General features: G+C 72.7%; 19 protein-coding genes. 11 read left to right on the plus strand and 8 right to left on the minus strand.

Features of this window, described 5'->3' with window-relative positions:
* Positions 1 to 78 precede the first annotated feature (78 nt).
* Positions 79 to 582 (plus strand): GNAT family N-acetyltransferase, encoded by a 504-nt coding sequence (locus ACIRB4_RS10445; protein ID WP_403289794.1) that lies wholly within the window; start codon positions 79 to 81, stop codon positions 580 to 582.
* Positions 583 to 680: 98 nt separating this feature from the next.
* Here the strand turns inward: ACIRB4_RS10445 and ACIRB4_RS10450 are convergent, their stop codons facing one another.
* Complete coding sequence (locus ACIRB4_RS10450) at positions 681 to 1,757, minus strand: lactonase family protein (RefSeq protein WP_403289795.1); 1,077 nt, start codon at positions 1,755 to 1,757, stop codon at positions 681 to 683.
* A gap of 177 nt (positions 1,758 to 1,934) precedes the next feature.
* On the opposite strand from ACIRB4_RS10450, the gene ACIRB4_RS10455 reads away from it, so the two are divergent.
* Complete coding sequence (locus tag ACIRB4_RS10455; protein WP_403289796.1) at positions 1,935 to 3,110, plus strand: polysaccharide pyruvyl transferase family protein; 1,176 nt, start codon at positions 1,935 to 1,937, stop codon at positions 3,108 to 3,110.
* A gap of 33 nt (positions 3,111 to 3,143) precedes the next feature.
* Positions 3,144 to 4,553, plus strand: coding sequence for an FAD-dependent oxidoreductase (locus tag ACIRB4_RS10460; protein ID WP_403289797.1), 1,410 nt, complete (start codon positions 3,144 to 3,146; stop codon positions 4,551 to 4,553).
* A gap of 102 nt (positions 4,554 to 4,655) precedes the next feature.
* Here the strand turns inward: ACIRB4_RS10460 and ACIRB4_RS10465 are convergent, their stop codons facing one another.
* On the minus strand, positions 4,656 to 5,309 hold the full coding sequence (locus ACIRB4_RS10465; RefSeq protein ID WP_403289798.1) for a GntR family transcriptional regulator: 654 nt from the start codon (positions 5,307 to 5,309) through the stop codon (positions 4,656 to 4,658).
* Between the two features lie 97 nt (positions 5,310 to 5,406).
* Here ACIRB4_RS10465 and glyA point away from each other — a divergent pair, with 97 nt between their 5' ends.
* From glyA to ACIRB4_RS10490, 5 genes are read left to right on the plus strand one after another with little or no spacing between them, the layout of a single operon-like run.
* Positions 5,407 to 6,726 carry a serine hydroxymethyltransferase gene (glyA, locus tag ACIRB4_RS10470; protein WP_403289799.1) on the plus strand — a complete coding sequence of 440 codons (1,320 nt, stop codon included), beginning with the start codon at positions 5,407 to 5,409 and terminating at the stop codon, positions 6,724 to 6,726.
* Positions 6,723 to 7,964: a sarcosine oxidase subunit beta family protein gene (locus ACIRB4_RS10475; protein ID WP_403289800.1), complete on the plus strand. Its 1,242-nt coding sequence runs from the start codon at positions 6,723 to 6,725 to the stop codon at positions 7,962 to 7,964. Before glyA ends, ACIRB4_RS10475 begins: the two co-directional genes overlap by 4 nt.
* Before the next feature lie 26 nt (positions 7,965 to 7,990).
* Positions 7,991 to 8,317: a sarcosine oxidase subunit delta gene (locus ACIRB4_RS10480; protein WP_403289802.1), complete on the plus strand. Its 327-nt coding sequence runs from the start codon at positions 7,991 to 7,993 to the stop codon at positions 8,315 to 8,317.
* Complete coding sequence (locus tag ACIRB4_RS10485) at positions 8,314 to 11,172, plus strand: 2Fe-2S iron-sulfur cluster-binding protein (protein WP_403289803.1); 2,859 nt, start codon at positions 8,314 to 8,316, stop codon at positions 11,170 to 11,172. Before ACIRB4_RS10480 ends, ACIRB4_RS10485 begins: the two co-directional genes overlap by 4 nt.
* Entirely contained in the window at positions 11,162 to 11,776 is a 615-nt protein-coding gene (locus ACIRB4_RS10490; protein ID WP_403289804.1) for a sarcosine oxidase subunit gamma, read from the plus strand. Before ACIRB4_RS10485 ends, ACIRB4_RS10490 begins: the two co-directional genes overlap by 11 nt.
* Before the next feature lie 61 nt (positions 11,777 to 11,837).
* Here ACIRB4_RS10490 and ACIRB4_RS10495 read toward each other — a convergent pair whose 3' ends face one another.
* The 5 genes from ACIRB4_RS10495 to ACIRB4_RS10515 form a co-directional block, all read right to left on the minus strand.
* Positions 11,838 to 12,683 (minus strand): carbohydrate ABC transporter permease, encoded by an 846-nt coding sequence (locus tag ACIRB4_RS10495; RefSeq protein ID WP_403290422.1) that lies wholly within the window; start codon positions 12,681 to 12,683, stop codon positions 11,838 to 11,840.
* 14 nt (positions 12,684 to 12,697) lie between these two features.
* The gene (locus tag ACIRB4_RS10500; RefSeq protein ID WP_403289805.1) at positions 12,698 to 14,062 is read right to left on the minus strand and encodes a carbohydrate ABC transporter permease; all 1,365 of its coding nucleotides are present in this window, start codon (positions 14,060 to 14,062) and stop codon (positions 12,698 to 12,700) included.
* A 10-nt stretch (positions 14,063 to 14,072) separates the two neighbouring features.
* Entirely contained in the window at positions 14,073 to 15,395 is a 1,323-nt protein-coding gene (locus ACIRB4_RS10505) for an ABC transporter substrate-binding protein (protein WP_403289806.1), read from the minus strand.
* Between the two features lie 2 nt (positions 15,396 to 15,397).
* On the minus strand, positions 15,398 to 17,047 hold the full coding sequence (locus ACIRB4_RS10510) for a glycoside hydrolase family 13 protein (RefSeq protein ID WP_403289807.1): 1,650 nt from the start codon (positions 17,045 to 17,047) through the stop codon (positions 15,398 to 15,400).
* Positions 17,048 to 17,277: 230 nt separating this feature from the next.
* A complete protein-coding gene (locus tag ACIRB4_RS10515; RefSeq protein WP_403289808.1) occupies positions 17,278 to 18,552 on the minus strand; it encodes an ABC transporter substrate-binding protein in 1,275 nt (424 codons plus the stop codon).
* Between the two features lie 123 nt (positions 18,553 to 18,675).
* On the opposite strand from ACIRB4_RS10515, the gene ACIRB4_RS10520 reads away from it, so the two are divergent.
* From ACIRB4_RS10520 to ACIRB4_RS10530, 3 genes are read left to right on the plus strand one after another with little or no spacing between them, the layout of a single operon-like run.
* Complete coding sequence (locus tag ACIRB4_RS10520) at positions 18,676 to 19,191, plus strand: PadR family transcriptional regulator (RefSeq protein WP_403289809.1); 516 nt, start codon at positions 18,676 to 18,678, stop codon at positions 19,189 to 19,191.
* Positions 19,188 to 19,943 (plus strand): ABC transporter ATP-binding protein, encoded by a 756-nt coding sequence (locus ACIRB4_RS10525; protein WP_403289810.1) that lies wholly within the window; start codon positions 19,188 to 19,190, stop codon positions 19,941 to 19,943. Before ACIRB4_RS10520 ends, ACIRB4_RS10525 begins: the two co-directional genes overlap by 4 nt.
* Positions 19,944 to 19,946: 3 nt before the next feature.
* Positions 19,947 to 22,229 (plus strand): ABC transporter permease, encoded by a 2,283-nt coding sequence (locus ACIRB4_RS10530; RefSeq protein WP_403289812.1) that lies wholly within the window; start codon positions 19,947 to 19,949, stop codon positions 22,227 to 22,229.
* A 29-nt stretch (positions 22,230 to 22,258) separates the two neighbouring features.
* Here the strand turns inward: ACIRB4_RS10530 and ACIRB4_RS10535 are convergent, their stop codons facing one another.
* On the minus strand, positions 22,259 to 23,476 hold the full coding sequence (locus tag ACIRB4_RS10535; protein WP_403289813.1) for a PP2C family protein-serine/threonine phosphatase: 1,218 nt from the start codon (positions 23,474 to 23,476) through the stop codon (positions 22,259 to 22,261).
* Positions 23,477 to 23,746: the final 270 nt, after the last annotated feature.

The raw sequence follows: 23,746 nt of genomic DNA on the forward strand, positions 1-23,746 counted from the left end.
CGGGCATCGCCTCCGCCAGGGAGGCTTTTTTCATGCCCCTGGCCGCCACCTGGCCGCCGCCGGCCACGAAGGAGATCCATGCCCGACGTCACCGCGCGTCTCGCCGGCGCTTCCGACCGCCCCGCCCTTGAGCGCCTCTGGCTGATGTTCCGGCACGACATGTCCGAGTTCGACGGCGTGCTGCCCGACCCCCGGGGAGCGTTCCGCACCGACCGGCTCGACGCCGCCCTCACGGAGCCCGGCTGGGCGCCCTATCTCCTCACGCGGGGCGAGCGCCCCGCCGGTCTCGCGCTCGTCCGCGGCCTGGCCGGTCCGACCCGCGTCCTGAACAGCTTCTTCGTGGTGCGCGGCGCGCGCAGGACGGGGTTCGGCCTGCGCGCCGTCCAAGCGGTCGTGGCCCTGCACCCGGGGCCGTGGGAGGTCGCCTTCCAGGAGGCCAACGCCGTCGCGGTCCGCTTCTGGCGCCGGGTCGCCACCGAGATCGCCGGTGACGCGTGGAGCGAGGAACGCAGGCCCGTACCGGGCCGCCCGGACCTGCCACCCGACAGCTGGATCTCGTTCGTCGCCCGAACGCGTACCTGACCGGCGGGCGGCCCCGCAGCGCGGACCGGCCGACCGGCGGACCGGCGGACCGGCGGCTGGACCCGCGCGGGACGACCCCGGCTGTTCCCGCCTCCGGCTCAGGCGAAGACCACGCAGGCGGCCGCCGGCACCTCCACCGCGCCCGCACGGCGCAGGCGTCCGGTCCGCGGGTCCGCGTCGAACCAGGTGATGTCCCCCGACCACTCGTTGGCGACGTAGACCCGGCGCCCCGACGGGTCGGTCACCAGATCGCGCGGCCAGCTGCCCCCGCAGTCGACGCCGTCCACGAGCTGCGGCTTCTCCGCGTTCTCGGCGACGGAGAACGTCAGGATCCGGTTGCTGCCCCGCACCGCCGCCCGGACGAAGCGCCCGTCGGAGGAGACGGACACGACGGAGGGGTAGGCCCGTTCCCCCTCCGGGACACCGTCGGAGTCGACGGCGACCTCCGACAGCGGCTCCAGGCGCCCGGACTCCGCCTCCCAGCGGCAGACCGTCATCTGCGGCTCCAGTTCGTGGAGCACGTACACCACCTCGCCGTCCGGATGGAAGGCGAGGTGACGCGGGCCCGACCCGGCCCGGAGCACCGTTTCGGTGTGCGCCCTGAGCACTCCGGTGGTCCGGTCGAGCGCGCAGACCCGTACCGAGTCGGTCCCCAGGTCCACGCTCACCACCCACCGGCCGCCGGGGTCGGGGAGCACCTGGTGGGCGTGGGGCCCCCGCTGCCTCTCCGGGTCGGGGCCGGAGCCGTGGTGCGCCAGTACGAAGGGGGGACCGGAGACGCTCCCGTCGGGGCCCACCGGGAGGCTGCTGACGCTGCCGGAGGCGTAGTTGGCGGTCAGCAGCCGTCCCCCCACCACACTGAGGTGGGTGGGCCCGGACCCGCCCACCTCCACCGCCGGGCCCAGCGCGGTGAGCCCGCCGGCCTCCGCCCGGAAGGCGGCGGCCCCGCCCTCCTCCGTGTCGCTCACCGCGTAGAGGACCCCGGCCCTGGGCGCGAGCACCAGACACGCGGGGTTCCGCACGGTGCCGACGGTCGTACGCGGGGCCAGGGCACCGCTTGCCTCGTCCACGGCCGCGACCGTGATGCCCTTGCCGCCACCCGAGGTGAACGAGCCGATGTACGCCCACCGGCCCGTGCCCCGGGCCGTCCCGTTCCCGCTTTCCGCGCCGTCCACAGCGTGACCTTTCGTCGTTCCGGATCCGTGCAGGCTGAACGACGGGACGGGTACGGGGTCACCACGCCTTACTCCGTTCGTCACACCTCGGGCCCCCGCCGTATCTCGAGATGCGTAAATCTCGCGATGGGGTGAACTGGTGGAGGAGTGCGCAACCAGGTTCACGAGGGGCCGATCATGGGCGACGGAAACGGCGTCACCGTAGGAGTGCTGGGTTCCTACGGCGGACGGAACGTGGGCGACGAGGCGATCCTCACCGCCATGCTGGACCGCATCAGGGCCGGGCGTCCGGACGCCCGCGTGGTGCTGTTCTCCCGCAATCCCGACCACAGCCGCGTCGCCCATCCGGGCGTCGAGGTGGTGGCCTGGGAGGCCGTGAACAGGGAGCGCATCAGCGAGCACCTGCGGGGCCTCACCGTGCTCGTGCTCGGCGGGGGCGGAATCCTCTACAACACCGAGGCCCGCCGGTACCTCCGCCTCGCGCGGACCGCTCAGGACCACGGCGTGCCCGTCTTCACGTACGCCGTCGGCGCCGGCCCCCTCACCGACGAGGTCGACTGCACCTGGGTCCGCACGACGCTCTCCGAGGCGGCCGAGGTGACGGTCCGCGACGAGGAGTCGAAGCTGGTCCTCGAAGAGGCCGGTCTGGACCGGCCCATCACGGTCACCGCCGACCCGGCCCTGCTCCTTCGGCCCGGCGACGGCGGCGCCGAACTGCTCCGGGCCGAGGCCGTACCCAGCGGAGTGCGGCTCGTCGGGATGAGCGTGCGCGAGCCCGGCCGCGCGGCGGAGCACCTCGACGAGGAGGGCTACCACCAACTCCTCGCCAACGTCGGCGACTTCCTCGTCAACCGCCTGGACGCCCATATCGTGTTCGTCCCCATGGAACACGACGACATCCGGCACTCGCACGCCGTCGCGTCCCACATGGCCGACGCCGGACGCTGCACGGTCCTGCACGGCACCTACCGCCCGCAGCAGGTCATCGACATCGTCCAGCGGCTCGACCTCGCCATCGGCATGCGACTGCACTTCCTGATCTTCGCCGCGCTCGCCCAGATCCCCCTGCTGCCCCTGCCCTACGCCGGCAAGGTCTTCGACTTCGCCCAGCAGATCGGCGCGCCCGCCCTGCGCGGCGTGGTGCGGGAGAACGCGGGACTGCTCCTGGCCGAGGTGGACCGCCTGTGGGACGAGCGGCCCGCGCGCGCGGCGCACACGGCCGCCCGTACGGCGGCGATGAGGCTGCGGTCCGCCCAGACCGCCGATCTGCTCCTCGCCTACCTGGACCGCACCGCCCCCCGACCCCTGGCACTGCGCACCGCGACGCCGACGTCCGCGTTCCCGGCCGGCTGAACCCGCCGGCCACCGGCCCCCGAGGGAGACAACGTGTCCTACCTGATGCCGCCCCGCGTCCCCCGGAGCGTGGAGCTGCCGCCGCGCCAGGCGCTGCACGCCGGCTCCACCCAGGTGCTCGTCGTCGGCGGCGGCCCCGCCGGCATCGGCGCGGCCCTCGGCGCCGCGAACGCGGGTGCCCAGGTCACCCTCGTGGAGCGGTACGGATTCCTCGGCGGCAACGCCACCGCCGCGCTCGTGATGCCGCTGATGAGCTTCCACAACGAGGTCAAACAGGCGGTGACCGGTGACGCCGCCCGCCTGCTGCCCCCCGACCACGGCGAGGGGGAACCGGTCGTCGGCGGCGTGCTGTGGGTCCTCCTCGACCAGCTGGTGCGCGCGGGGGCGGCGATGCGACCCTCGGTCGAGACCGGCTACACGGTGCCGTTCGACGCGGAGCTCTTCAAACTGGTGGTGTACGAGCTGCTGGAGACGCACGAGGTCCGCACGCTGCTGCACGCCTTCGCCTCCGGCGTCGTCCCCCTGCCCGACCGCGCACGGGCCGTGTTCGAGACCAAGTCGGGGCCGCTCGTCATCGACGCGGACGTGATCGTCGACTGCACCGGGGACGGCGACATCGCCGCCGCGGCCGGAGCCGCCTACGAGATCGGCCGGCCCGAGGACGGCTGGACGCAGCCCATGACGCTGATGTTCCGCATGGTCCGCTTCGACCAGGAGGAGTTCGCCGCCTACGCCCGGGCCAACCCGGACCAGTGGAAGGGCGTGCACGGGCTGTGGGACCTCGTCCGCGCCGCCACCGACGCCGGGGAACTGGACCTGCCCCGTGAGGACATGCTCTTCTTCGCCACCCCGAACACGGGGGAGGTGGCGGTGAACTCCACCCGCGTCACCGAGGTCGTCGGCACCAGCGTCTGGGACCTGACCCGCGCCGAGTTCGCCGCGCACCGCCAGATGGCGCAGATCGCCCGCTTCCTGCGCGGCCGCGTGCCGGGCTTCGCCGACTCGTACGTCGTCCAGAGCGGTGTCCAGGTCGGTGTCCGGGAGACGCGCCGGATCGTGGGCGAGTACCAGCTCACGGGCGAGGACGTGCTCACCGCCCGTACCTTCGACGACGCCATCGCCCGCGGCGCCTACCCCGTGGACATCCACAACCCGAGCGGCCGCGGCACCACGCTCAAACGGCTTCCGCGCGGCGAGTCCTACGACATCCCGCTGCGCTGCCTCTTTCCCCGGGACGTGGACCGCGTCCTGGTCGCCGGACGCTGCATCTCCGGGGACCACGTGGCCCATTCCTCCTACCGGGTCATGCCGATCTCGATGGCGACCGGCCAGGCCGCCGGCGTCTGCGCGGCTCTCGCCTCGGTGCAGGGCAAACGGCCCCGGGACGTCGAGCCGAGCGCGGTCCAGCGGGAGCTCCGCTCACAGGGCGCCAGCCTGCGCTGAAGCAGGGGGCGGCCGTTGGTGTAGCACGTGTCCGGCCGTGCACGGCGCCCGCGAAGCGCTCCGCCCGTGCGCCCGCCCAAGCTCCGACGCGCCCGCGGCTGTTCAGATGACGCCGCGGATCGCCGCCTCGAACCCCGCCACGTGGCGCGCGGCGAGGTCCGCCGCCTTCTCCGCGTCGCGGTCGATGACGGCGCGCAGCAGCGGCCCGTGCTCGTGCACATGGCCCGCGAGCCCCGGCAGCCGGTCGAGGAACAGGCACCAGATCCGGGTGGCGAGATTGTCGTACCTGACCAGGGTGTCCTCGAGGTACGGGTTGCGGGTCGCGGCGTACACGGCGCGGTGCAGGGTCATGTCGACCCGGATCAGGTCCGCGCCGCCGTCGGGGGCGTCCGCCAGCTGTGCCAGCAACCGGTCGAGTCCCTCGCGGTCGCTCTCGGTGGCGCGCTCGGCCGCCAGGGACGCGGCGAGCGGCTCCAGCCGCTGACGGACCTCCGAGATGTGGCCGAGATCGGCGATCTGCACCTCGGTGGCGAAGGTGCCGCGCCGCGGGTAGGAGACGATCAGGCGCTCGTGCTCCAGCCGCTTGAGGGCCTCGCGGACCGGGGTGCGCCCGAAACCGAGTTCGGCGGCGATCCGCTCGTCGTTGAGGGGCTCCCCGGGCCGGATGCGGAGGGTCACGAGCCGGTCGGAGAGGGAGCGGTAGGCCTGGTCGGCCAGCGTCCCCCGGCCGTCACCGTCCTCGGTCGAAGAAGTCACCGCACCCTCCCTTGACGTGCCCGATCCGCGCTCCTAGTGTCGCACACGCCGTGACTGGTATATCAGTCGTCTTTCAGTCGGTCCCGAGGGAGTTCGCATGACTGCCCACACCCCCGACCAGCGAGCGGCCCGCTCCGCGGTCCTCGGCGCTCCACTCCACGACGTCGACCCGGAGATCGCCACGGCGATCGAGGCGGAACTGGCCCGGCAGCGCGGCACCCTGGAGATGATCGCGAGCGAGAACTTCGCACCGCTCGCGGTCATGCGGGCCCAGGGCTCGGTGCTGACCAACAAGTACGCCGAGGGCTACCCCGGACGCCGCTACTACGGCGGCTGCGAACACGTCGACACGGTCGAGCAACTGGCCATCGACCGCGCCAAGGAGCTGTTCGGAGCCGAAGCGGCCAACGTGCAGCCCCACTCCGGCGCACAGGCCAACGCCGCCGTGATGGCCGCCCTGCTGCAACCCGGCGACACGATCCTGGGCCTCGACCTGGCCCACGGCGGCCACCTCACCCACGGCATGCGGCTCAACTTCTCCGGACGCCTGTACAAGGCCGCGGCCTACCAGGTCCGCGAAGTCGACCACCGCGTCGACATGGAGCAGGTCCGCAAACTCGCCCAGGAGCACCGGCCGAAGCTGATCGTGGCCGGCTGGTCCGCCTACCCCCGCCATCTGGACTTCGCCGCCTTCCGCCGCATCGCGGACGAGACCGGCGCCTATCTGATGGTCGACATGGCCCACTTCGCGGGCCTCGTCGCGGCCGGGCTGCACCCCTCGCCCGTACCCCACGCGCACGTGGTGACCACCACCACCCACAAGACGCTCGGCGGCCCCCGCGGCGGTGTGATCCTCTCCACCGCCGAACTCGCCAAGAAGATCAACTCCGCGGTCTTCCCGGGCCAGCAGGGCGGCCCCCTGGAACACGTCATCGCGGCGAAGGCCGTGGCCTTCAGGCTGGCTGCCCAGCCGGAGTTCACCGACCGTCAGCGCCGCACCCTCGAAGGCGCCGCGATCCTCGCCGAACGGCTGCTCGCCGAGGACGTCCGGGCCGCCGGGATCAGCGTGCTGACCGGAGGCACGGACGTCCACCTGGCCCTGGTGGACCTGCGCCACTCCGAACTCGACGGCCGGCAGGCCGAGGACCGGCTGCACCGGATCGGCATCACCGTCAACCGCAACGCCGTCCCCTTCGACCCGCGCCCGCCGATGGTCAGCTCCGGAGTCCGTATCGGCACCCCCGCCCTGGCCGCCCGAGGCTTCGGGGCCGAGGAGTTCACCGAGGTCGCCGACGTCGTCGCGACGGCCCTCCTGCCCGGTTTCGACGCCCAGGTCGCCGCCGCGCTGCGCGCACGCGTCCAGGTCCTGACCGACCGCTTCCCGCTGTACCCCGCCACCCAGGAGGCCGGCCAGTGACGCACCCGTACACCGGCACCCCCGGCGACGCCCTGCCCGACCACCCCGACTTCCTGTGGCGCAACCCCGATCCCAAGCCGACCTACGACGTCGTCATCGTCGGCGGCGGCGGGCACGGCCTGGCCACCGCCTACTACCTGGCCAAGAACCACGGCATCACCGACATCGCGGTCCTGGAGAAGGGATGGCTCGCGGGCGGCAACATGGCCCGCAACACCACCATCATCCGCTCCAACTACCTGTGGGACGAGAGCTCCGGCATCTACGAGCACTCGCTGAAACTGTGGGAGACCCTCGAAGAGGATCTCGGCCACCCCATCCTCTTCAGCCAGCGCGGCGTCCTCAACCTCGCCCACAGCCCGCAGGACATCCGCGACAGCAAGCGCCGCGTCTACGCCAACCAGCTCAACGGCATCGACGCCGAGTGGCTGGAGCCGGACGAGGTCGCCAAGGTCTGCCCCATCGTCAACATCTCGCCCCACGTGCGCTACCCGGTCCTCGGCGCCACCTACCAGCCGCGCGCCGGCATCGCCAAACACGACTACGTCGCCTGGGGCTTCGCCCGCAGGGCCGACGCCTACGGCATCGACCTCATCCAGGACTGCGAGGTCACCGGCATCGACATCCGGGGCGGCCGCGTCACGGGGGTGCGCACCACGCGGGGCGACATCGCCGCCGGAAAGGTCGCGCTCGCCGCCGCCGGACACTCCTCCGTCCTCGCCTCCATGGCCGGCCTGCGCCTCCCGCTGCAGAGCCACCCCCTGCAGGCGCTGGTCTCGGAACTGCTCGAACCGGTGCACCCCACCGTGGTCATGTCGAACGCCGTGCACGTGTACGTCTCCCAGGCCCACAAGGGCGAACTCGTCATGGGAGCCGGCATCGACAGCTACAACGGCTACGGCCAGCGTGGCGCGTTCCACATCCTGGAGCGCCAGATGGCCGCCGCCCTGGAGCTCTTCCCCGTCTTCGCCCGCGCCCACATGCTGCGCACCTGGGCCGGCATCGTCGACGTCACCCCGGACGCCTCTCCCATCGTCGGTACCACCCCCGTCGAGGACCTCTACCTCAACTGCGGCTGGGGCACCGGCGGTTTCAAGGCCACCCCCGGGGTCGGCTGGTGCTACGCCCACACCATCGCCACCGGCGCACCGCACCCGTACAACGCGCCCTTCACCCTCGACCGGTTCAGCACCGGAGCCCTGGTCGACGAGCACGGCGCCGCCGCCGTCGCCCACTGACGCCCGCGCCGGGCAAGGAGGTTCACATGCAGCTCATAGCCTGCCCCTGGTGCGGTGAGCGCGAGGAGAACGAGTTCCACTACGGCGGACAGGCTCACGTCGCCTACCCCGAGGACCCGTACGCGCTCGACGACGAGCAGTGGGCGCGCTACGTCTTCTTCCGCGACAACCCCCAGGGCCCGTTCGCCGAGCGGTGGGTGCACGCGGCCGGCTGCCGGCGCTGGTTCGACGCCGTGCGCGACACCGCCACCCACCAGTTCCTCACGGACCACCAGCCCAGCGCCGAGCGCCCCCGCACCACGAGCACCGCACCCGCCGCACCGCGGCGGGACAGCCAGGAGGCCGGCCGATGAACAACCCGTTCCGCGCCCACGGCCGCGGTCACCTCGACCGCTCCACCACCCTCTCCTTCACCTTCGACGGCACCGCCTACACCGGGCACCCCGGCGACACCCTCGCCTCCGCCCTGCTGGCCAACGGGGTGCACCACGTGGCGAACAGCATCAGGTACGGCAGGCCGCGCGGTGTCCTGGCCGCCGGAGCCGAAGAGCCCAACGCGCTCGTGCAGATCGAGGCCCCCTTCCCCGAGCCCATGCTCACGGCCACCACCGTGGAGCTGTACGACGGCCTCGTCGCCCGCGGCCTGTCCGGCCGGGGCCGGCTGAGCAGCGAGCCGGACCCGGCCCGCTACGACTCCCTGCACGCCCACTGCGACGTCCTGGTCGTCGGCGCCGGCCCGGCCGGACTGTCCGCCACCCTGGCGGCCGCACGCTCCGGAGCCCGCGTGATCCTCGTCGACGAGCTCCCCCGGCCCGGCGGATCGCTCCTCGGCAGCCGGGAACTCCTCGACGGCGCACCGGCGACCGCCTGGGTCGACGGCGTCGTCGCCGAGCTCGAATCCTGCCCCGACGTGCGGATCCTGCGACGCACCACCGCCTTCGGCCACTACGACGACGGACTCGTCCTCGCCCTCGAGAAGCGCACCGACCACCTCGGCGCCGCCGCGCCCGCCCACCTCTCACGCCAGCGGATCTGGCGCGTCCGCGCCCGGCAGGTCGTCCACGCCACCGGCGCCCACGAACGGCCGGTCGCCTTCGACGACAACGACCGGCCCGGCATCATGCTGGCCGGCTCGGCGCGCACCTACCTCAACCGCTTCGGTGTCCTGCCCGGAGAGCGGGCCGTCGTGTTCACCACGAACGACAGCGCCTATCCGGCCGCGCTCGAACTGGCCGACGCGGGGGTGCCGATCGCCGCGGTGATCGACGCCCGCGAGGAGGCGCCGGCCCACTGGCGGGCCGCCTGCGACGAGCGCGGCATCGACGTACGCGCCGGTCACGTCGTCACCGGAACCAGCGGCATCGAGCGCGTCTCCCGCGCCCACGTCGCCCCTTTCCGCCGGGGACGCCTCGGCGGCCGGCAGGGCGTCGACTGCGACCTGCTGCTCGTCTCCGGCGGCTGGAACCCGTCCGTGGCCCTGTTCAGCCAGGCACGCGGCGCCCTGCGCTACGACCCCGGCATCGGGGCCTTCGTCCCCGCGCGGGCGCTGGACGGCGTCCGTACGGCGGGAGCGGCGAGCGGCGTCTTCACCCTGGCCGGCTGTCTGGCCGACGGCGCGGCCGCCGCCGGGCGAGCCCTGTCGGCCCTCGGCAGGACCGCCCCCACGATCACCCCGCCGGCCACCGCCCCGCTTCCCGGCGCGGCGTCCGGCCGGGTGCTGTGGCGCGTCCCGAGCCGGCGTGACCCGGACGGCGCGCACCAGTTCGTCGACCTGCAGCGCGACGCCGTCGTCGCCGACGTGCTGCGGGCGACCGGGGCGGGCCTCAGGTCGGTCGAGCACGTCAAGCGCTACACCACCATCGGCACCGCCCACGACCAGGGCCGCACCTCGGGCGTGATGACCTCGGGCATCGTCGCCGAGGCGCTCGGAGTGGACGTCGCCGACCTGGGCACCATGCGCCTGCGTCCGCCCGCCGTGCCGGTGCCCTTCGCCGCCTTCGCGGGCCGCAACCGCGGAGAGCTGTTCGATCCGGTCCGGGTGACCCCGCTGCACCCCTGGCATGTCGAGCACGGCGCCCGGTTCGAGGACGTCGGCCAGTGGAAGCGCCCCTGGTACTACCCGCGGGCGGGGGAGACCATGGACGAGGCGGTGCTGCGCGAGTGCCGGGCGGCCCGCACGGGCGTCGCCATGATGGACGGCTCCACGCTCGGCAAGATCGATGTGCGGGGCCCGGACGCCGGCGTACTCCTCGACCGGCTCTACACCAACATGATGAGCACGCTCAGGACCGGCCGGATCCGCTACGGCGTGATGTGCGGCGTCGACGGCATGGCCCTCGACGACGGCACCGTGATCCGGGTGGCCGAGGAGGAGTTCCTGCTGACCACGACCACCGGCAACGCGGCCAGGGTCCTGGAGTGGATGGAGGAGTGGCTGCAGACCGAGTGGCCCGACCTGCGCGTGCACCTCACCTCCGTCACCGAGCACTGGGCGACCATCCCCCTGGTCGGCCCCCGCTCCCGCGAGGTGCTGGCCCTGGTGGCCCCCGAACTGGACGTCGACAACGACGCCTTCCCGTTCATGACCTGGCGGGACACCACCGTCGCCGGTGTCCCGGCGCGGGTGTGCCGCATCAGCTTCTCCGGTGAGCTCGCCTACGAGATCAACGTGTCCGCCTGGGACGGCATCACCGTGTGGAAGGCCCTGTACGCGGCCGGCCGCGCGTTCGGCATCACCCCGTACGGCACCGAGGCGATGCACGTGCTGCGCGCCGAGAAGGCGTACCCGATCATCGGGCAGGACACCGACGGCACCGTCACCCCGCAGGACCTGGGCATGGGATGGGTCGTGTCGAAGAAGAAGCAGGACTTCATCGGAAAGCGGTCCTTCTCCCGCCGGGAGAACCGGCGCGAGGACCGCAAGCAGCTGGTGGGCCTGCTGCCGGCCGACGAGCACCTGCTCCTGCCCGAAGGAGCCCAGATCATCGCCACCGGCACCGTTCCCGCCCCACCGGTCCCCATGCTGGGCCATGTCACCTCCAGCTACCGCAGCGACGCCCTGGGGCGGACCTTCGCCCTGGCCCTGGTGCGCTCGGGAACCCGGCGCATCGGGGAGACCCTCTACGTCCCGCTGGACGGCGGGACCGTCCCGGTGACCGTGACCGACCCCGTGCTCTTCGACAAGGAGGGAGCTCGCCGTGACGGCTGAGACGCCCACGCGACACAGTCCGCTCGCCGCGTGGCGGGACCGCCTGGCGGGGCTCCCCGCCGGCCTGCGGGCGCGGGAACTGCCCTTCCTGACCCAGCTCTCCCTGCGGGCGCGGCCCGGCGGCCCGGCGGCCCGGGCCGTCGAGACCGCGCTGGGCACCACCCTGCCCGGCCCCCTGCGCGCCGGGATGTCGGGCGATGTCGAGGTGCTGTGGATGGGCCCGGACGAATGGCTGCTGGTGGCCCCCGAGGGCCGACAGGACACACTCGGCGCGCGGCTGCGGGCGGCCATCGGCGACGAGTTCGGCACCGTCACCGACGTCTCGGCGCAGCGCACCACCTTGGCCCTGTCCGGGCACCTCGTCCGCACGGTCCTGGCCCACGGCTGCGCCCTCGACCTGGACCCGCGGGTGACACCCGCCGGCTCGTGCCTCACCACGCTCCTCGCACAGGCCCCGGTCACACTGGTCGTACGGGAAGAGGCGGCCGCAGACGTCCGGCTGCTGGTCCGCTCCTCGTTCGCGTCCTACCTGGCCACCTGGCTCGTCGACGCCTGCACGGAGTACGGCGGAGGCACCGGCGACCGGACCGTCGTCTCCCGCTGAGACGGCCGCCACGCACGGCCGGGGGCCCCGCGCCGACGCGCGAGACCCCCGGGCCGTGCGGTCACTTCACCGAACCGGCCATCACTCCCTGCACGAAGTGGCGCTGGAAGGCGAAGAAGACCACCACCGGCACGATCAGCGACAGGAAGGCGCCCGGCGCGAGGACATCGATGTTGCTGCCGAACTGCCGTACCTGCGACTGCAGTTCCACCGTCAGCGGCTGAGAGGAGCTGTCGGCGAAGAGCAGTGCCACCAGCATGTCGTTCCACACCCAGAGGAACTGGAAGATCGCCAGGCTGGCGATCGCCGGGCGGCCCACCGGCAGCACGAGCCGCGTGAAGATCCGCCACTCGCCGCCCCCGTCCATCCGCGCCGCCTCCAGCATCTCGCGCGGGATGTCGGCGAAGTAGTTGCGCAGCAGGAAGACGGCGAACGGCAGCCCGTAGGCGACGTGGAAGAGGACCACGCCCGGGATCGTGCCGAACAGTCCCAGCTGCCCGAACAGCTTCGCCACCGGCAGCAGACCCACCTGCACCGGCACCACGAGCAGCGCCACCACGCCCAGGAAGATCCAGTCCCGGCCCGGGAACTCCAGCCAGGCGAAGGCGTATCCGGCGAGCGCCGCGACGACGACGACCAGGACGGTCGTCGGCACCGAGATCAGCACCGTGTTCCAGAAGGCCCGGGTGATGCCCGCGTTGCCCAGGAGGGCGGTGTAGTTGTCCAGGGACAGCTGACCGGGCCCGGTCAGCGCCGTCCACCAGCCGCTCGCCGCGTTGTCGCTCGCCGAGCGCAGCGAGGACAGCAGCAGCCCGGCGACCGGGGTCACCCAGACCAGGCCGACCACGGCCAGGAACGCCTGGACCAGGCCGTTGCCCAGCCAGCGGCGCAGCCTGCCGCCCGGCATCGTCGCGGTCGCACTCATGACTGACTCCTGCGGAAGCGTCGGACGTTGAACACCATCGCGGGGATCACAAGCAGCAGGAGCAGCACACCCAGCGCGCTGCCGAGCCCCTGATTGTTGCCGCCGCCGAAGGAGACGAGCCACATCTGGGTGGCGAGCACCGTGGCGTCCTCCTGCACCGGCCCCGGCGCGATGATGTAGATCAGGTCGAAGACCTTCATCACATTGATCACCAGCGTCACGAAGACGACGGTCAGCACGGGCGCGAGGAGCGGCACGGTGATCCGGCGGAAGACCTGCCACTCGTTCGCCCCGTCCATCCGAGCCGCCTCCAGCGCGTCACGCGGCAGGGACGACAGACCGGCGCCGATGAGCACCATCGCGAACCCCGTCCAGATCCACAGGTACGCGCCGATGATCGCCGGAGTGACCAGCGCGGGACCGAGCCAGGAGACACCCTCGTACGGCGGCGCGAAGTTCTCCGCCGGCAGCCGGACCGTGTACGCGCCCGCCCCGAGGCCGGGGAAGCGGAACGTTCCGTCGGCCGCGGTGGTCGCGGTGGCGACGCTCTTCCCGTCGCGTACCGCCTCCACCGTCATGCCGGGAAGTCCCCGCTCCCCGGCGTCGACGGCACCGGGCCGCCCGCCGCCACCGGGCGTGAAGTCGAGGTACACGGTGCCGGCCAGATCCTTCGGACCGGCGGTGCCGCCCGCCGCCGGCTTCGCGTCGGCGGGCAGTTCCTTGGGCGGCACGCCGACGAAGCCGAGGGCGACGCTCTGCCCCGGGGAGACCGTCCCGGCCGTGCCGTACGAGCCGTCCGGCCGCTTCTCGAGCCCCTGTCCCTCGCGGGCCCGGGCCTTCGGATACGACGATGAGTCCTGGAAGACGTCGTGCACGCCGACCACCGCCGCGTTCAGCACGCCCTTGTCCGGGTCCTCCTCGTACGCGAGGCGGAAGATGATGCCCGCCGCGAGGAAGGAGACGGCCATCGGCATGAACAGCAGCAGCTTGAACGCGGTCGCCCAGCGGACCTTCTCCACCAGCACCGCGAGGATCAGCCCGAGACCGGTCAGCAGCGTCGGCGCGACGACCACCCAGATGGCGCTGTTGCGGATGGCGGTCAGGGTGGCCGGGTCGCGGAACATCTCCGCGTAGTTGCCCCCGCCGACGAACTCGGTGCCCGACGCGTCGAAGAAGCTGCGGCCCACCGAGAACAGCACCGGATAGACGACCAGCGCGCCGAGGAGCAGCAGCGCCGGCAGTACGAACGCGACGGCGATGATCCGCCGGCGGCGCCGGGCCCGGTCCCGGGGACCGGAGTCCCGCCGGCCGTCCTCGGCGGCGCCGGCCCGGGGCGGCGGGGGAGCGGTGACTGTGGTCATGACGGCCGCCTCAGCTCTTGTACGCCTTGGCCGCCGCGGCCTCAAGGGCCGCCGCGGTGCCGGCCGGGTTCGACGCGTCGCGCAGGAAGTCCTGGAGGATCTTCCACTCGCCCACGCCCTTGGTGCCGCCGAACGCCGCCGGAGCCTGGTCCGACATGTCGAAGCGCACCGAATCCCCGGCATCTATCAGCGACTTGGCGGTCTCGCGCAGCGTGTCGTCGCCGTAGGAGGCGAGGTCGAGCTTCTTGTTCGGAGACAGGAAGCCGCCCGCCTCGGCCCATACGGCCGCGGCCTCCGGCGTCGCGAGGTACTCCATGAACGCCATCGCGGCCTTCTGGTTCCGGCCGTCCTTCAGGACGACGGCCGCGTCGCCGCCGCTGACCACCGGCGCCGTGCCGCCCGCGACCGCGGGGAAGGGGAAGAAGGTGGCGTCCTCGCCGATCTTCCGGCCGAACTGGTCCTTGGCGATGCCGGCGACGAAGTCGCCCTCGTACACCATCCCGGCCTCGGGCTTCGGGCCGAAGACCTTCTCGACCGAGCCGGGGAAGTCGGTGCCGAGCGCGCCCTGCTGGCCGCCCGCGATCAGCTTCTTGTCCGAGAAGAGCGCGCCGAGGGTGGTCAGCGCCTTCACCACGGTCGGGTCGGTCCACTTGATCTCGTGCCGGGCGAGCTTGTCGTACTTCTCCGGGCCGGCCTGGGAGAGGTAGATGTTCTCGAACCAGTCGGTCAGCGTCCAGCCGTCCTCACCGGCGACCGCGAAGGCCGGCAGGCCCGAGTCGGAGACCGCCTGCCCGGCCTTGAGCATCTCCTCGTACGACTTCGGCGGCACCACGCCCGCCTGTTCGAACGCCTCGGGGCTGTACCAGACGGTCGACTTGTGGGCGGCCTTGAAGTACAGGCCGTACAGGGTGCCGTCGACGGAGCCGTAGTTCTTCCACACCGGCGCGTAGTTGGCGTCGACGGACTTCTTCGCGGTGTCCGACATCGGCTTGAGCCACTTCTGCCGGGCGAACTGCTGGAGCACGCCGACCTGGGGGACCATCACCACGTCGGGGGCGTTGCCGCCCTCGATCTTGCTGCCGACGACCGTGGAGACATTGTCGCCGGTCGAGGTGAACTGGGTCTTGGCGCCGGTCTTCTCGGTGAAGGCGTCCAGCACCTTCTGGAAGTTCTTCTGCTCGGCGCCGGACCAGACACCGGCCACGTTCAGGGTCTGGCCGCTGAGTTCCTTGCCGCCGCCCGCGCTCACCGGGCCGCCGCCGCAGGCGGTCGCCCCCAGTGCCAGGGTGAGCGCCGAGCAGCACGCCATCGCCGTCCGTCGTCGCATCGTCATCGTCATACCTCCGAGGTGGTGTGGTCACTGATCCACCAGGCGGCGGTGGATCCGGGCAGTACGCCGGCCGGGCAGGGGCCGCTGGACAGCAGGGGAGCGCCGGAGGCCGGTGCGGGCACCGACGCGGCGGTGAAGTTCACGGCGCAGACGAGCCCGTCGCCGCGCAGGAAGGCCAGGACGCCCGGTGGCGCGTCCAGCCAGCGCAAGGTTCCCTCGCCCAACTGGGGCAGCCCGTGCCGCAGTTGCAGGCCCTCGCGGTACAGGTGCCAGAACGAGCGGGTGTCGGCGAGCGCCCGGTCGGTGGCGTGCTCGGCGAACCAGCCGGGCTGCGGCAGCCACGGCTTGGCGCTCTCCGCCCCGGTACTGAAGCCGAACGGGGACGCGTGCCCCGACCACGGCAGCGGTACGCGGCAGCCGTCGCGGATCCTCGCCCGGCTGCCGGTGCGCCGGAAGATCGGGTCGGTGAGCACCTCGTCCGGCAGGTCCACGACCTCCGGCAGGCCCAGTTCCTCGCCCTGGTAGATGTACGCGGCGCCGGGCAGGGCCAGCATCAGCAGGGCGGCGGCGCGCGCCCGGGCGACCCCCAGGCCGCTGCCCTCGGTGCCGGACTCGCCGTAGCGGGTGACCGTGCGCACCTGGTCGTGGTTGTTGAGCACCCAGGTGACGGTGGAACCGGTGCCCGCGATGTCGCGCATCGCCTCGTCGATCACCTTGCGGAAGGCGTCGGCGTCCCAGGGCGCGCTCAGCAGGTCGAAGAAGAACGCCTGGTGCAGCTCGTCGGGGCGGACGTACTGGGCGTGTTCACGGGCGGTCGGAACCGACACCTCGCCGACCAGCAGCCGCTCGCGGCCGTCGCGGGCCGTGTACTCCTCGCACACCGACCGCCAGTGGCGCCACACGTCGTGCACCTCGGGCCGGTTCCAGGCGAGCGGGTTGACCGAGTCACGGGTGCGGGCGTCGGCCTCGGGGTCGGGGGAGTCCGGCAGGTCGGGGTGTTTGAACAGTCCGGCCGCCACGTCGATGCGGAAGCCGTCGACGCCCCGGTCGAGCCAGAAGCGCAGGGCGTGGTCGAAGTGGGCGCCGACCTCGGGGTTGCGCCAGTTCAGGTCCGGCTGCTCGGGGGTGAACATGTGCAGGTACCACTGGCCGGGCGTACCGTCCGGCTCGGTGACCCGGCTCCAGGCGGGGCCGCCGAACATGGCGTGCCAGTTGTTGGGCGGCTCGTCGCCGTGCGGGCCGCGGCCCTCGGCGAAGTGGAAGCGGGCGCGGGCCTCGCTGCCGGGGCCGGAGGCGAGCGCCTCGCGGAACCAGGCGTGCTCGCTGGAGCAGTGGTTGGGGACGATGTCGAGCAGCACCTTGATGCCCAGCCGGTGGGCGTCGGCGACCAGCAGGCCGAATTCGGCGAGGTCGCCGAAGACCGGGTCCACGTCGCAGTAGTCGGCGACGTCGTACCCGTGGTCGTGCTGCGGCGAGGGGTAGAAGGGGCTGAGCCAGATGCCGTCGACCCCGAGCTTCTTGAGGTACGGCAGGCCCGCCCGGACACCGGCGAGGTCGCCGATCCCGTCGCCGGTGCTGTCCAGGAAGCTGCGGACGTACACCTGGTAGATCACCGCGTCGCGCCACCAGTGACGGCGGCCTGGGGCTGTGAGCATCACCCGTTACCCGTTTCTGCGTGAAGGGGTGCGCGCCACCCAGAGCGGGTAGCGGTTATGCATGCATGTTAGGTATCCGTGTCAGGCAGGTGTCAACGAAGTTGCCGAAAAGAGACGGACGTTGGGAGAGTTTGTCCGGTTTGTGCGGAGGGTGCAGGCATGCGGACCCGTAGATCGCTACCTAACAGATAACTAGCGAGTCGGGAGGTGACAGAGCGATGAGAGAGACGTCAGCGACGACGGGCGATGGCCGCGAGCTCACCCGCGAGCCGGCGCACCGCCGCCTCGGGCGTCTGGTGCTGCGCCATCACGTCGTGCGCCACGGCCTGCACGGCCAGGCTCACCTGCTCGTAGTGCGGGCTCTTGGGACGCGGCGCGGCCGCGAGCACACTCTCCCGGAGCGCGGGCAGATAAGGGAAGCGCGCCACCAGCGCCGGATCCCCGTACAGCGCGGCCCGCACCGGCGGCAGGGCGCCCTCGCCCAGGACCCGGCGCTGCACCCGCTCGCTCGTGAGGTACGCGATCAGGTCGCGCGCCGACTCCGGATGCCGGGCATGGCTGCTCACGGCCAGGTTGGAGCCGCCCAGCACGCTCGTGCCCGGGCCCTCGGGGCCCGGCAGCGGCACCGCGCCGAACTTCCCCGCGACCCGCGACCGCGCGCCGGAGGCACCGGCGTACGCGTACGGCCAGTTGCGCAGGAAGAGCAGCCGGCCGTCCTGGAACGCCTGCCGGGACTCCTCCTCCTTGTACGCGAGGGCCTCCCTCGGGATCCAGCCGTCCCGCACACCGCGGGAGAGGAACCCCAGCCCCTCGCGGGCGGCCGCCGAGTCGACCGTGACCCGCTCGCCCTCGTCGCCGAGGATGGACCCGCCCGCCGAGTACACCGCCTCGGCGGCGTTGACCGTCAGCCCCTCGTACGGCAGGAACTGGCCCGCGTAGCCGCCGAGCCCGTACCTCGGGGCGATGGTGCGGGCCTGCCGCTCCAGCTCCGCCCAGGTCCGCGGGGGGCGCTGCCCCTCACGGTCGAGCACGTCCTTGCGGTAGAAGAGCATCCCGGCGTTGGTCACGTACGGGACGGCGTAGAGCCGCCCGTCGTACGTCGCCGTGTCCACCACCGGCGGCAGGAAGCTCTCCAGCGGGAACCGGCCGCGCTCCAGTGGTGCGATCCACCCCGACGCGGCGAACTCCGACGTCCACGCGACATCGATGTTGAGCAGATCGAACCTGCCTTCGCCCGACCTCAGGTCCGTGATCATCTGGGCCCGGGTCTCGTCGGCCGAATCCGGCAGCTCCACCAGGGTGACCCGCTCGGCCGGGTGCGCGCGGTTCCAGCCGTCCAGGACACGGCCGAGATAGCCGGTCAGGTCACCGGCCGTCGCCAGCGTCATGGGGCCGCGCCCGTCGCCGCGCTCCGCGCCGCCCGACGGAGCACCGGCGGCCACATAACCCGTCAGTACGACCGCCAGAACCAGGAGACCCCTACCGGCGGCACGCATCCACCGCATAGGTTCCTCCCAGAGCGCCGCGCCGTACACCTTCGTCCGGCGACAGGGCATGTATACCCGTTAGGCATGGGCGATACTAGAGCCCACATCACACCGGGAGCACGCCAAGGGAGGACAGCACGGGTGCGCCTTCCCCTCCTCGCCCTCCTGGCCAGGGGCCCCGCCCACGGCTACGAACTCAAGCAGGAGCTTGAGCAACTGCTGGGCGCCGCGTACCCTCCCACCAACGTCGGCCAGATCTATGTCACCCTCGGCCGGCTGGAGAAGTCCGGGCTGATCGAGGGCGAGGAGATCGCCCAGGAGAGCCGCCCCAACAAGAAGATCTACCGCCTCACCGACGCCGGGCAGGAAGCACTGCGCGCCTGGTTCGACGAGACGGCGGACGAACCGAGGGTCCGGGACGAGTTCTTCATGAAGCTCGCCCTCGCCCCGCACACCGGTCTCGCCGACCAGATCGCCCTCATCAACAAGCAGCGACGCGAGTACCTCACCACCATGCGCAACCTGTCCAAGCTGGCCGCCACCGAAGACCGGGACAACCGCATCGCCCACCTGCTGATCGAGGGCGCCATGCTGCACCTCCAGGCTGACCTCGACTGGCTGGAGCGGTGCCAGGAGGAATTGGAGGAGCTGCGATGACGGACTCCGCCGCACCCGTACCGCTGCTGTGTGCCGAGGGCCTCGTCAAGACCCACCACGGCGAGGGCGCGCCCGCACACGCCGTGCGCGGTGTCGACCTGACCGTGCGGCGCGGCGAGTTCGTCGCCGTCACCGGGCCCTCCGGCGCCGGGAAGTCCACCCTGCTGCACCTCCTCGGCGGCCTCCAGCGCCCCGACAGCGGCTCGCTCCGGCTGGACGGCGAGAGCACCGACGGCTGGACCGAGGCGCGCTGGGCGGTGGAGCGCCGCCGCCGCATCGGCATCGTCTTCCAGTTCTTCAACCTCGTCTCCAACCTCACCGTCGCCGACAACGTCGAGCTGCCCGCCCTGCTGGCCGGCGCCTCCGCCAGGCGCGCCCGCGCCGAGCGCGAGGAGCTCCTCGCCGAGCTGGGTCTCGACGGCAAGGCCCGCAGCATGCCGGGCGAGCTGTCCGGCGGCGAGCAGCAGCGCGTCGCCCTCGCCCGCGCCCTGGTCAACCATCCGCGGCTGCTCCTCGCCGACGAACCGGCCGGCAGCCTCGACAGCAAGGGCACCCGCGAGGTGATGCGGCAGCTGACCCGCTTCCACCAGCGCGGCCAGACCATCGTCCTCGTCACCCACGACGCCCGGCTCGCCAGCGCGGCGGACCGGGTGATCAGCTTCTTCGACGGCCGGATAGCCGACGACGCGGAACTGGGCGACACCCCGCCACGCGGCCAGGGCCTCGCCGGCGTACTCGAACTGAAGGACTGACCGGTGCGGGCCATGCTGCGCTGGGCGCACGCCGATCTGCGCACCCACCGGGGCGAGGCGCTGTTCATGGTCGTCGCCACCGCCGGTATCGTCGCCTCCCTGCTGCTCGCCACGGCGCTCTTCGGCTACGCCACCAACCCGTGGCAACGCGTCTTCACCCAGTCGCGCGGCGCCCATGTGTGGATCCACGCCGGCCCCGCCGCCGACACCCGCCCCCTCGCGACGCTCGACGGCGTCGAGCAGCTCTCCGGCCCCCACCGCACCGCGGCCGCCACCGTCACCTCCCGGGGCGCCCGCGCCGCCGTGGAACTGCGCGCCACCGGCGCCGAACCCCCGGCCGTCGGCCGGCCCCAGCTGACGTCGGGCCGGTGGCTCGACGACGCCGCAGCCGACGGCGTCGTCCTGGAATCCGGCCTCGCCCGCGCCCTGTGGGCCGAACCGGGCGACCGCCTGACCCTGCCGACCGGCCGCACCCTCACCGTCCTCGGCGTCGCCGACAGCGCGGAGCCCCGCTACCGCCCCGGCGAGCGGCCCGGCATCGTCTGGGCCCTGCCCCACGCCGTACCGGGAGGCGGCGGCCAGGTCGTCGGACTGCGCCTCGCCGACCCGGACGACACCGACTACACCGTCCAGCGCGCCGTCACCGCGCTGGGCGCAGGCGCCGTCACCGACGTCTCCACCTGGCAGCAGGCCCGCGGCGAGGCCCAGGGCGACACCCGGCTCCTCGGCCAGGTCCTCGGCCTGTTCGGGCTCGGCGCGCTGATCGCCGCCGCCCTCGCGGTCTTCGGCGCCATCAGCACCCGGGTGCGCGGCCACCTCCGGGACATCTCCGTCCTCAAGGCCATCGGCTTCACCCCCGGCCAGGTCGTACGCGTCTTCCTCGTCCAGCACCTCGCCTTCGCCGCGGCCGGGGCGACCCTCGCCACAGCGGCCGTGCAGACGCTCGGCAGCCGCCTGCCCGGCCGGCTCGGCGACGCCGTCGGCGTCTGGCAGGGCCTCCAGGGCCACACGGCGGCGCTGCTCGCCGTGCCCGTCGCGGCGGTGCTGTTCATCGGGGCGGCCACCTGCCTCGCCGCGTGGCGGGCCGGGCGCGTGGAGCCCGTGCCCGTCGTCCCGGCCGCGGTCGCCCCGGGCGGCGGCCTGTCCCGGGCCGCCCGCGGAGCACTCGGCCTGCGCGTGCCGGCCGCCCTGGTGCTCGGCTGGCACCAGGCCTTCGGCCGGGGCCGGCGCGCCCCGGCCGCCATCGTCCGCCTCGCCCTGCCGCTGCTGCTGATCACCGTGGCGCTCAGCGCGTGGACCACCATCGAACGCTTCGACAGCCGCCCCGAACAGCTCGGCCACGCCGCCGCGCTCACCGCCCGCCCCGACGCGACCCTCACCGACCGCGAGGCCGCCGCGCTCCTCGATGCCCACGACAAGGTCGTCGCCGCCCACCCCGGCCTGGAGGTCGCCGCCCTGGTCCCCGGCCAGACCGGCACCATCGCGCTGCGCGGCCTCGGCACCCGCGACGAGCCCTACCCGTACTCGATCGCCGAGGGCCGTCCCGCCCACGGCCCCGACGAGGCCGTCGCGGGCCAGGGCCTGCTCGACCTGCTCGGCGTACGCGTCGGCGACTGGGTCCGCGTCACGGTCGGCGGCCACCCGCAGGTACTGCACCTCGTCGGCCGCAGCATCGAACCGGAGAACGGCGGCCGGGTCATCTCCACCTCGCTCGACACCCTGCGCGAGAACGACCCCGCCCTGCGCCCCACGCTCTACCAGCTCCGTCTGGAGCCCGGCGCCGACCCGCGCGCCGTGCGCGCCGAACTGGCCGACGCCTCCGCGGGCCGCCTCGACGTCCACGAGGTCACCACCCCCGCCGACCGGCTGTCCACCCTGCGCGGCGTCGTCCTCGGCCTGATCGCCGTCCTCGCCCTCATCGGTCTGACCGAACTCTCCACAGCGATCGGCGGCGGCATCCGCGACGGCGAACGCGACCTGCTGGCCCTGAAGGCCATCGGGCTCTCCCCGCGCCAGATCACCGCCGTCACCGTGACCGCCATCGGCTGCACCGCCCTCGCCGCCGCCCTCGCCGCGACGGCCCTCGGCGTCCCCTTCGCCCACTGGCTGATCGACCACGAGGCCCACACCACCGGCGTCGGCGCGGGCATCGCCCAGAGCCCGCCCGCCGCGCACCTCGCGGCCGTGACCGCGGCCGCCGTCCTCGGCGCGATCGCCCTGACCACCCTCCCCGCGGCCCGCGCGGCCCGCCACCGCCTCGCGGACACCTTGAGCGCGGTCACCTGACGCCCCGGCCCGGGGCGGAGGCTCTGGTGCTACCTCTCCCCGCGCGCCTGGGCCGATTGCGTGCCGTGCCATTCGGCGAGGAGGACGGTGGCGTCGTCGTTGAGTTGGCCGTCGTGGTGGTCGAGCACCGCGCGGACCAGGCGGCGCAGGGTCTCCGGGACGGGCAGGGCGGCGGCCTGCTGGCGGACGATGAAGTCGACGAAGTGGTCGAGTCCGAACTCGCGGCCGTGACGGTCGCGGGCCTCGGTGATGCCGTCGGTGTAGAGGATCAGCCGATCGCCCGCCTGCAGCTGCTCCTGGTGGACCCGGGCGGGGAGATTGAGTTCGGTTCCCAGCGGGTGCGTCGGCGGGCGGTCGAGCGCGGTGATCCAGCGTCCTTCGCGGATGAGAATGGGCGGCAGGTGCCCGCAGTTGAGCCAGGAGAGCAGGCCCGTGCCCAGGTCGAGGTCGGCGAGGATGGCGGTGGCGTAGCGGTCATGGGTGAACTGCTCGATCAGGATGCGCTCGATGCTGTCGCGCGCGTGGCCGAGGCCCCGGCCCTGGCGCCGCTCGCTGCGGCAGGTGGCCATCGCCAGGTTGGCGGTGAGGCCGGCGGCCGTGTCGTGGCCCATGGCGTCGAAGATCGCCAGATGGGCGATATGGCCGGAGATCGCGTAGTCGAAGGCGTCTCCGGCGGTGGCGTAGGCGGGTTCCATGGCCGCCGCGATGGTGACCTCGGGGCCGGTGTAGGTGCGTGGGGGCATCAGCGTCCACTGCATCTCCGCCGACACCGACATCGGCTGCAGGCGGGTGAGCCGGGCGTAGGAGTCGCTGTGCGGCCGCTGGGAGACGAGCATCAGCCCGACGACGGAAGCGAGGTCCTCCATGGCCTGTTCCGTCTCGTCGTCCGGCTCTCCCTCGACGGTGAGGCCCAGGACGCCCAGGCGCTCCGTGCCGTCGAGGAGCGGGATCCAGTACTGGGTGCCCGACCCACTGGGAGCCGAGCGGACCCGCATGGCCTGGAAGACCCGTCCCGCGAGCGTGCCGTCGACCTTCAGTTCCTGACCGCCCCGGCCGGCGTCGATGCCCTCTCCGGTGACCTCCCGCAGCGTGTCCTCGCGCAGGTCCACCACATACAGCCGCACCTGCTGGAAGCCCGCCGGCGAGGCGTACCGCCGCACCAGCGCCGGCAGCTGTTCGAAAGCGGCCGTGTGGCTGGCCCTCAGCAACCCCGTCAGCATGCGCGCGTAATCGGTGGCAGCGACCATGCCTCTCATCCTGCTGCGAAAGGCCGGGAGCCACCATCCACCACTGTGACGAGGATTATGGCGAAAGGGTGCCCGGGAGGTGTTGTGGCGGCCGGGACGACCTGCACACAATGAGCGCCCTTTATGACTTTCGGCAAGTTGGTGCCTTATGGGTGAACATGTTCACGTGCGGCTCAGGAACGACGTACGGGTCTCCGCGAGCGGAGAGCTGAGCGAATCCTTCCACTGCCGCTGCGGCGCGACCTGGACCAAGACGTACGACGGCAGCGG

Origin of the sequence: Streptomyces sp. NPDC093600 (assembly GCF_044764755.1) — a bacterium.
Classification (GTDB): Bacteria; Actinomycetota; Actinomycetes; order Streptomycetales; family Streptomycetaceae; genus Streptomyces.

Excerpts from the sequence above, each read along its gene's own strand:
- ACIRB4_RS10505 (WP_403289806.1), bottom strand. The coding sequence starts at position 15,395 with ATGACGATGCGACGACGGACGGCGATGGCGTGCTGCTCGGCGCTCACC.
- ACIRB4_RS10485 (WP_403289803.1), top strand. The coding sequence starts at position 8,314 with ATGAACAACCCGTTCCGCGCCCACGGCCGCGGTCACCTCGACCGCTCC.
- ACIRB4_RS10500 (WP_403289805.1), bottom strand. The coding sequence starts at position 14,062 with ATGACCACAGTCACCGCTCCCCCGCCGCCCCGGGCCGGCGCCGCCGAG.
- ACIRB4_RS10480 (WP_403289802.1), top strand. The coding sequence starts at position 7,991 with ATGCAGCTCATAGCCTGCCCCTGGTGCGGTGAGCGCGAGGAGAACGAG.
- ACIRB4_RS10455 (WP_403289796.1), top strand. The coding sequence starts at position 1,935 with ATGGGCGACGGAAACGGCGTCACCGTAGGAGTGCTGGGTTCCTACGGC.
- ACIRB4_RS10445 (WP_403289794.1), top strand. The coding sequence starts at position 79 with ATGCCCGACGTCACCGCGCGTCTCGCCGGCGCTTCCGACCGCCCCGCC.
- ACIRB4_RS10515 (WP_403289808.1), bottom strand. The coding sequence starts at position 18,552 with ATGCGGTGGATGCGTGCCGCCGGTAGGGGTCTCCTGGTTCTGGCGGTC.
- ACIRB4_RS10525 (WP_403289810.1), top strand. The coding sequence starts at position 19,188 with ATGACGGACTCCGCCGCACCCGTACCGCTGCTGTGTGCCGAGGGCCTC.
- ACIRB4_RS10510 (WP_403289807.1), bottom strand. The coding sequence starts at position 17,047 with ATGCTCACAGCCCCAGGCCGCCGTCACTGGTGGCGCGACGCGGTGATC.
- ACIRB4_RS10535 (WP_403289813.1), bottom strand. The coding sequence starts at position 23,476 with ATGGTCGCTGCCACCGATTACGCGCGCATGCTGACGGGGTTGCTGAGG.
- glyA (WP_403289799.1), top strand. The coding sequence starts at position 5,407 with ATGACTGCCCACACCCCCGACCAGCGAGCGGCCCGCTCCGCGGTCCTC.
- ACIRB4_RS10495 (WP_403290422.1), bottom strand. The coding sequence starts at position 12,683 with ATGCCGGGCGGCAGGCTGCGCCGCTGGCTGGGCAACGGCCTGGTCCAG.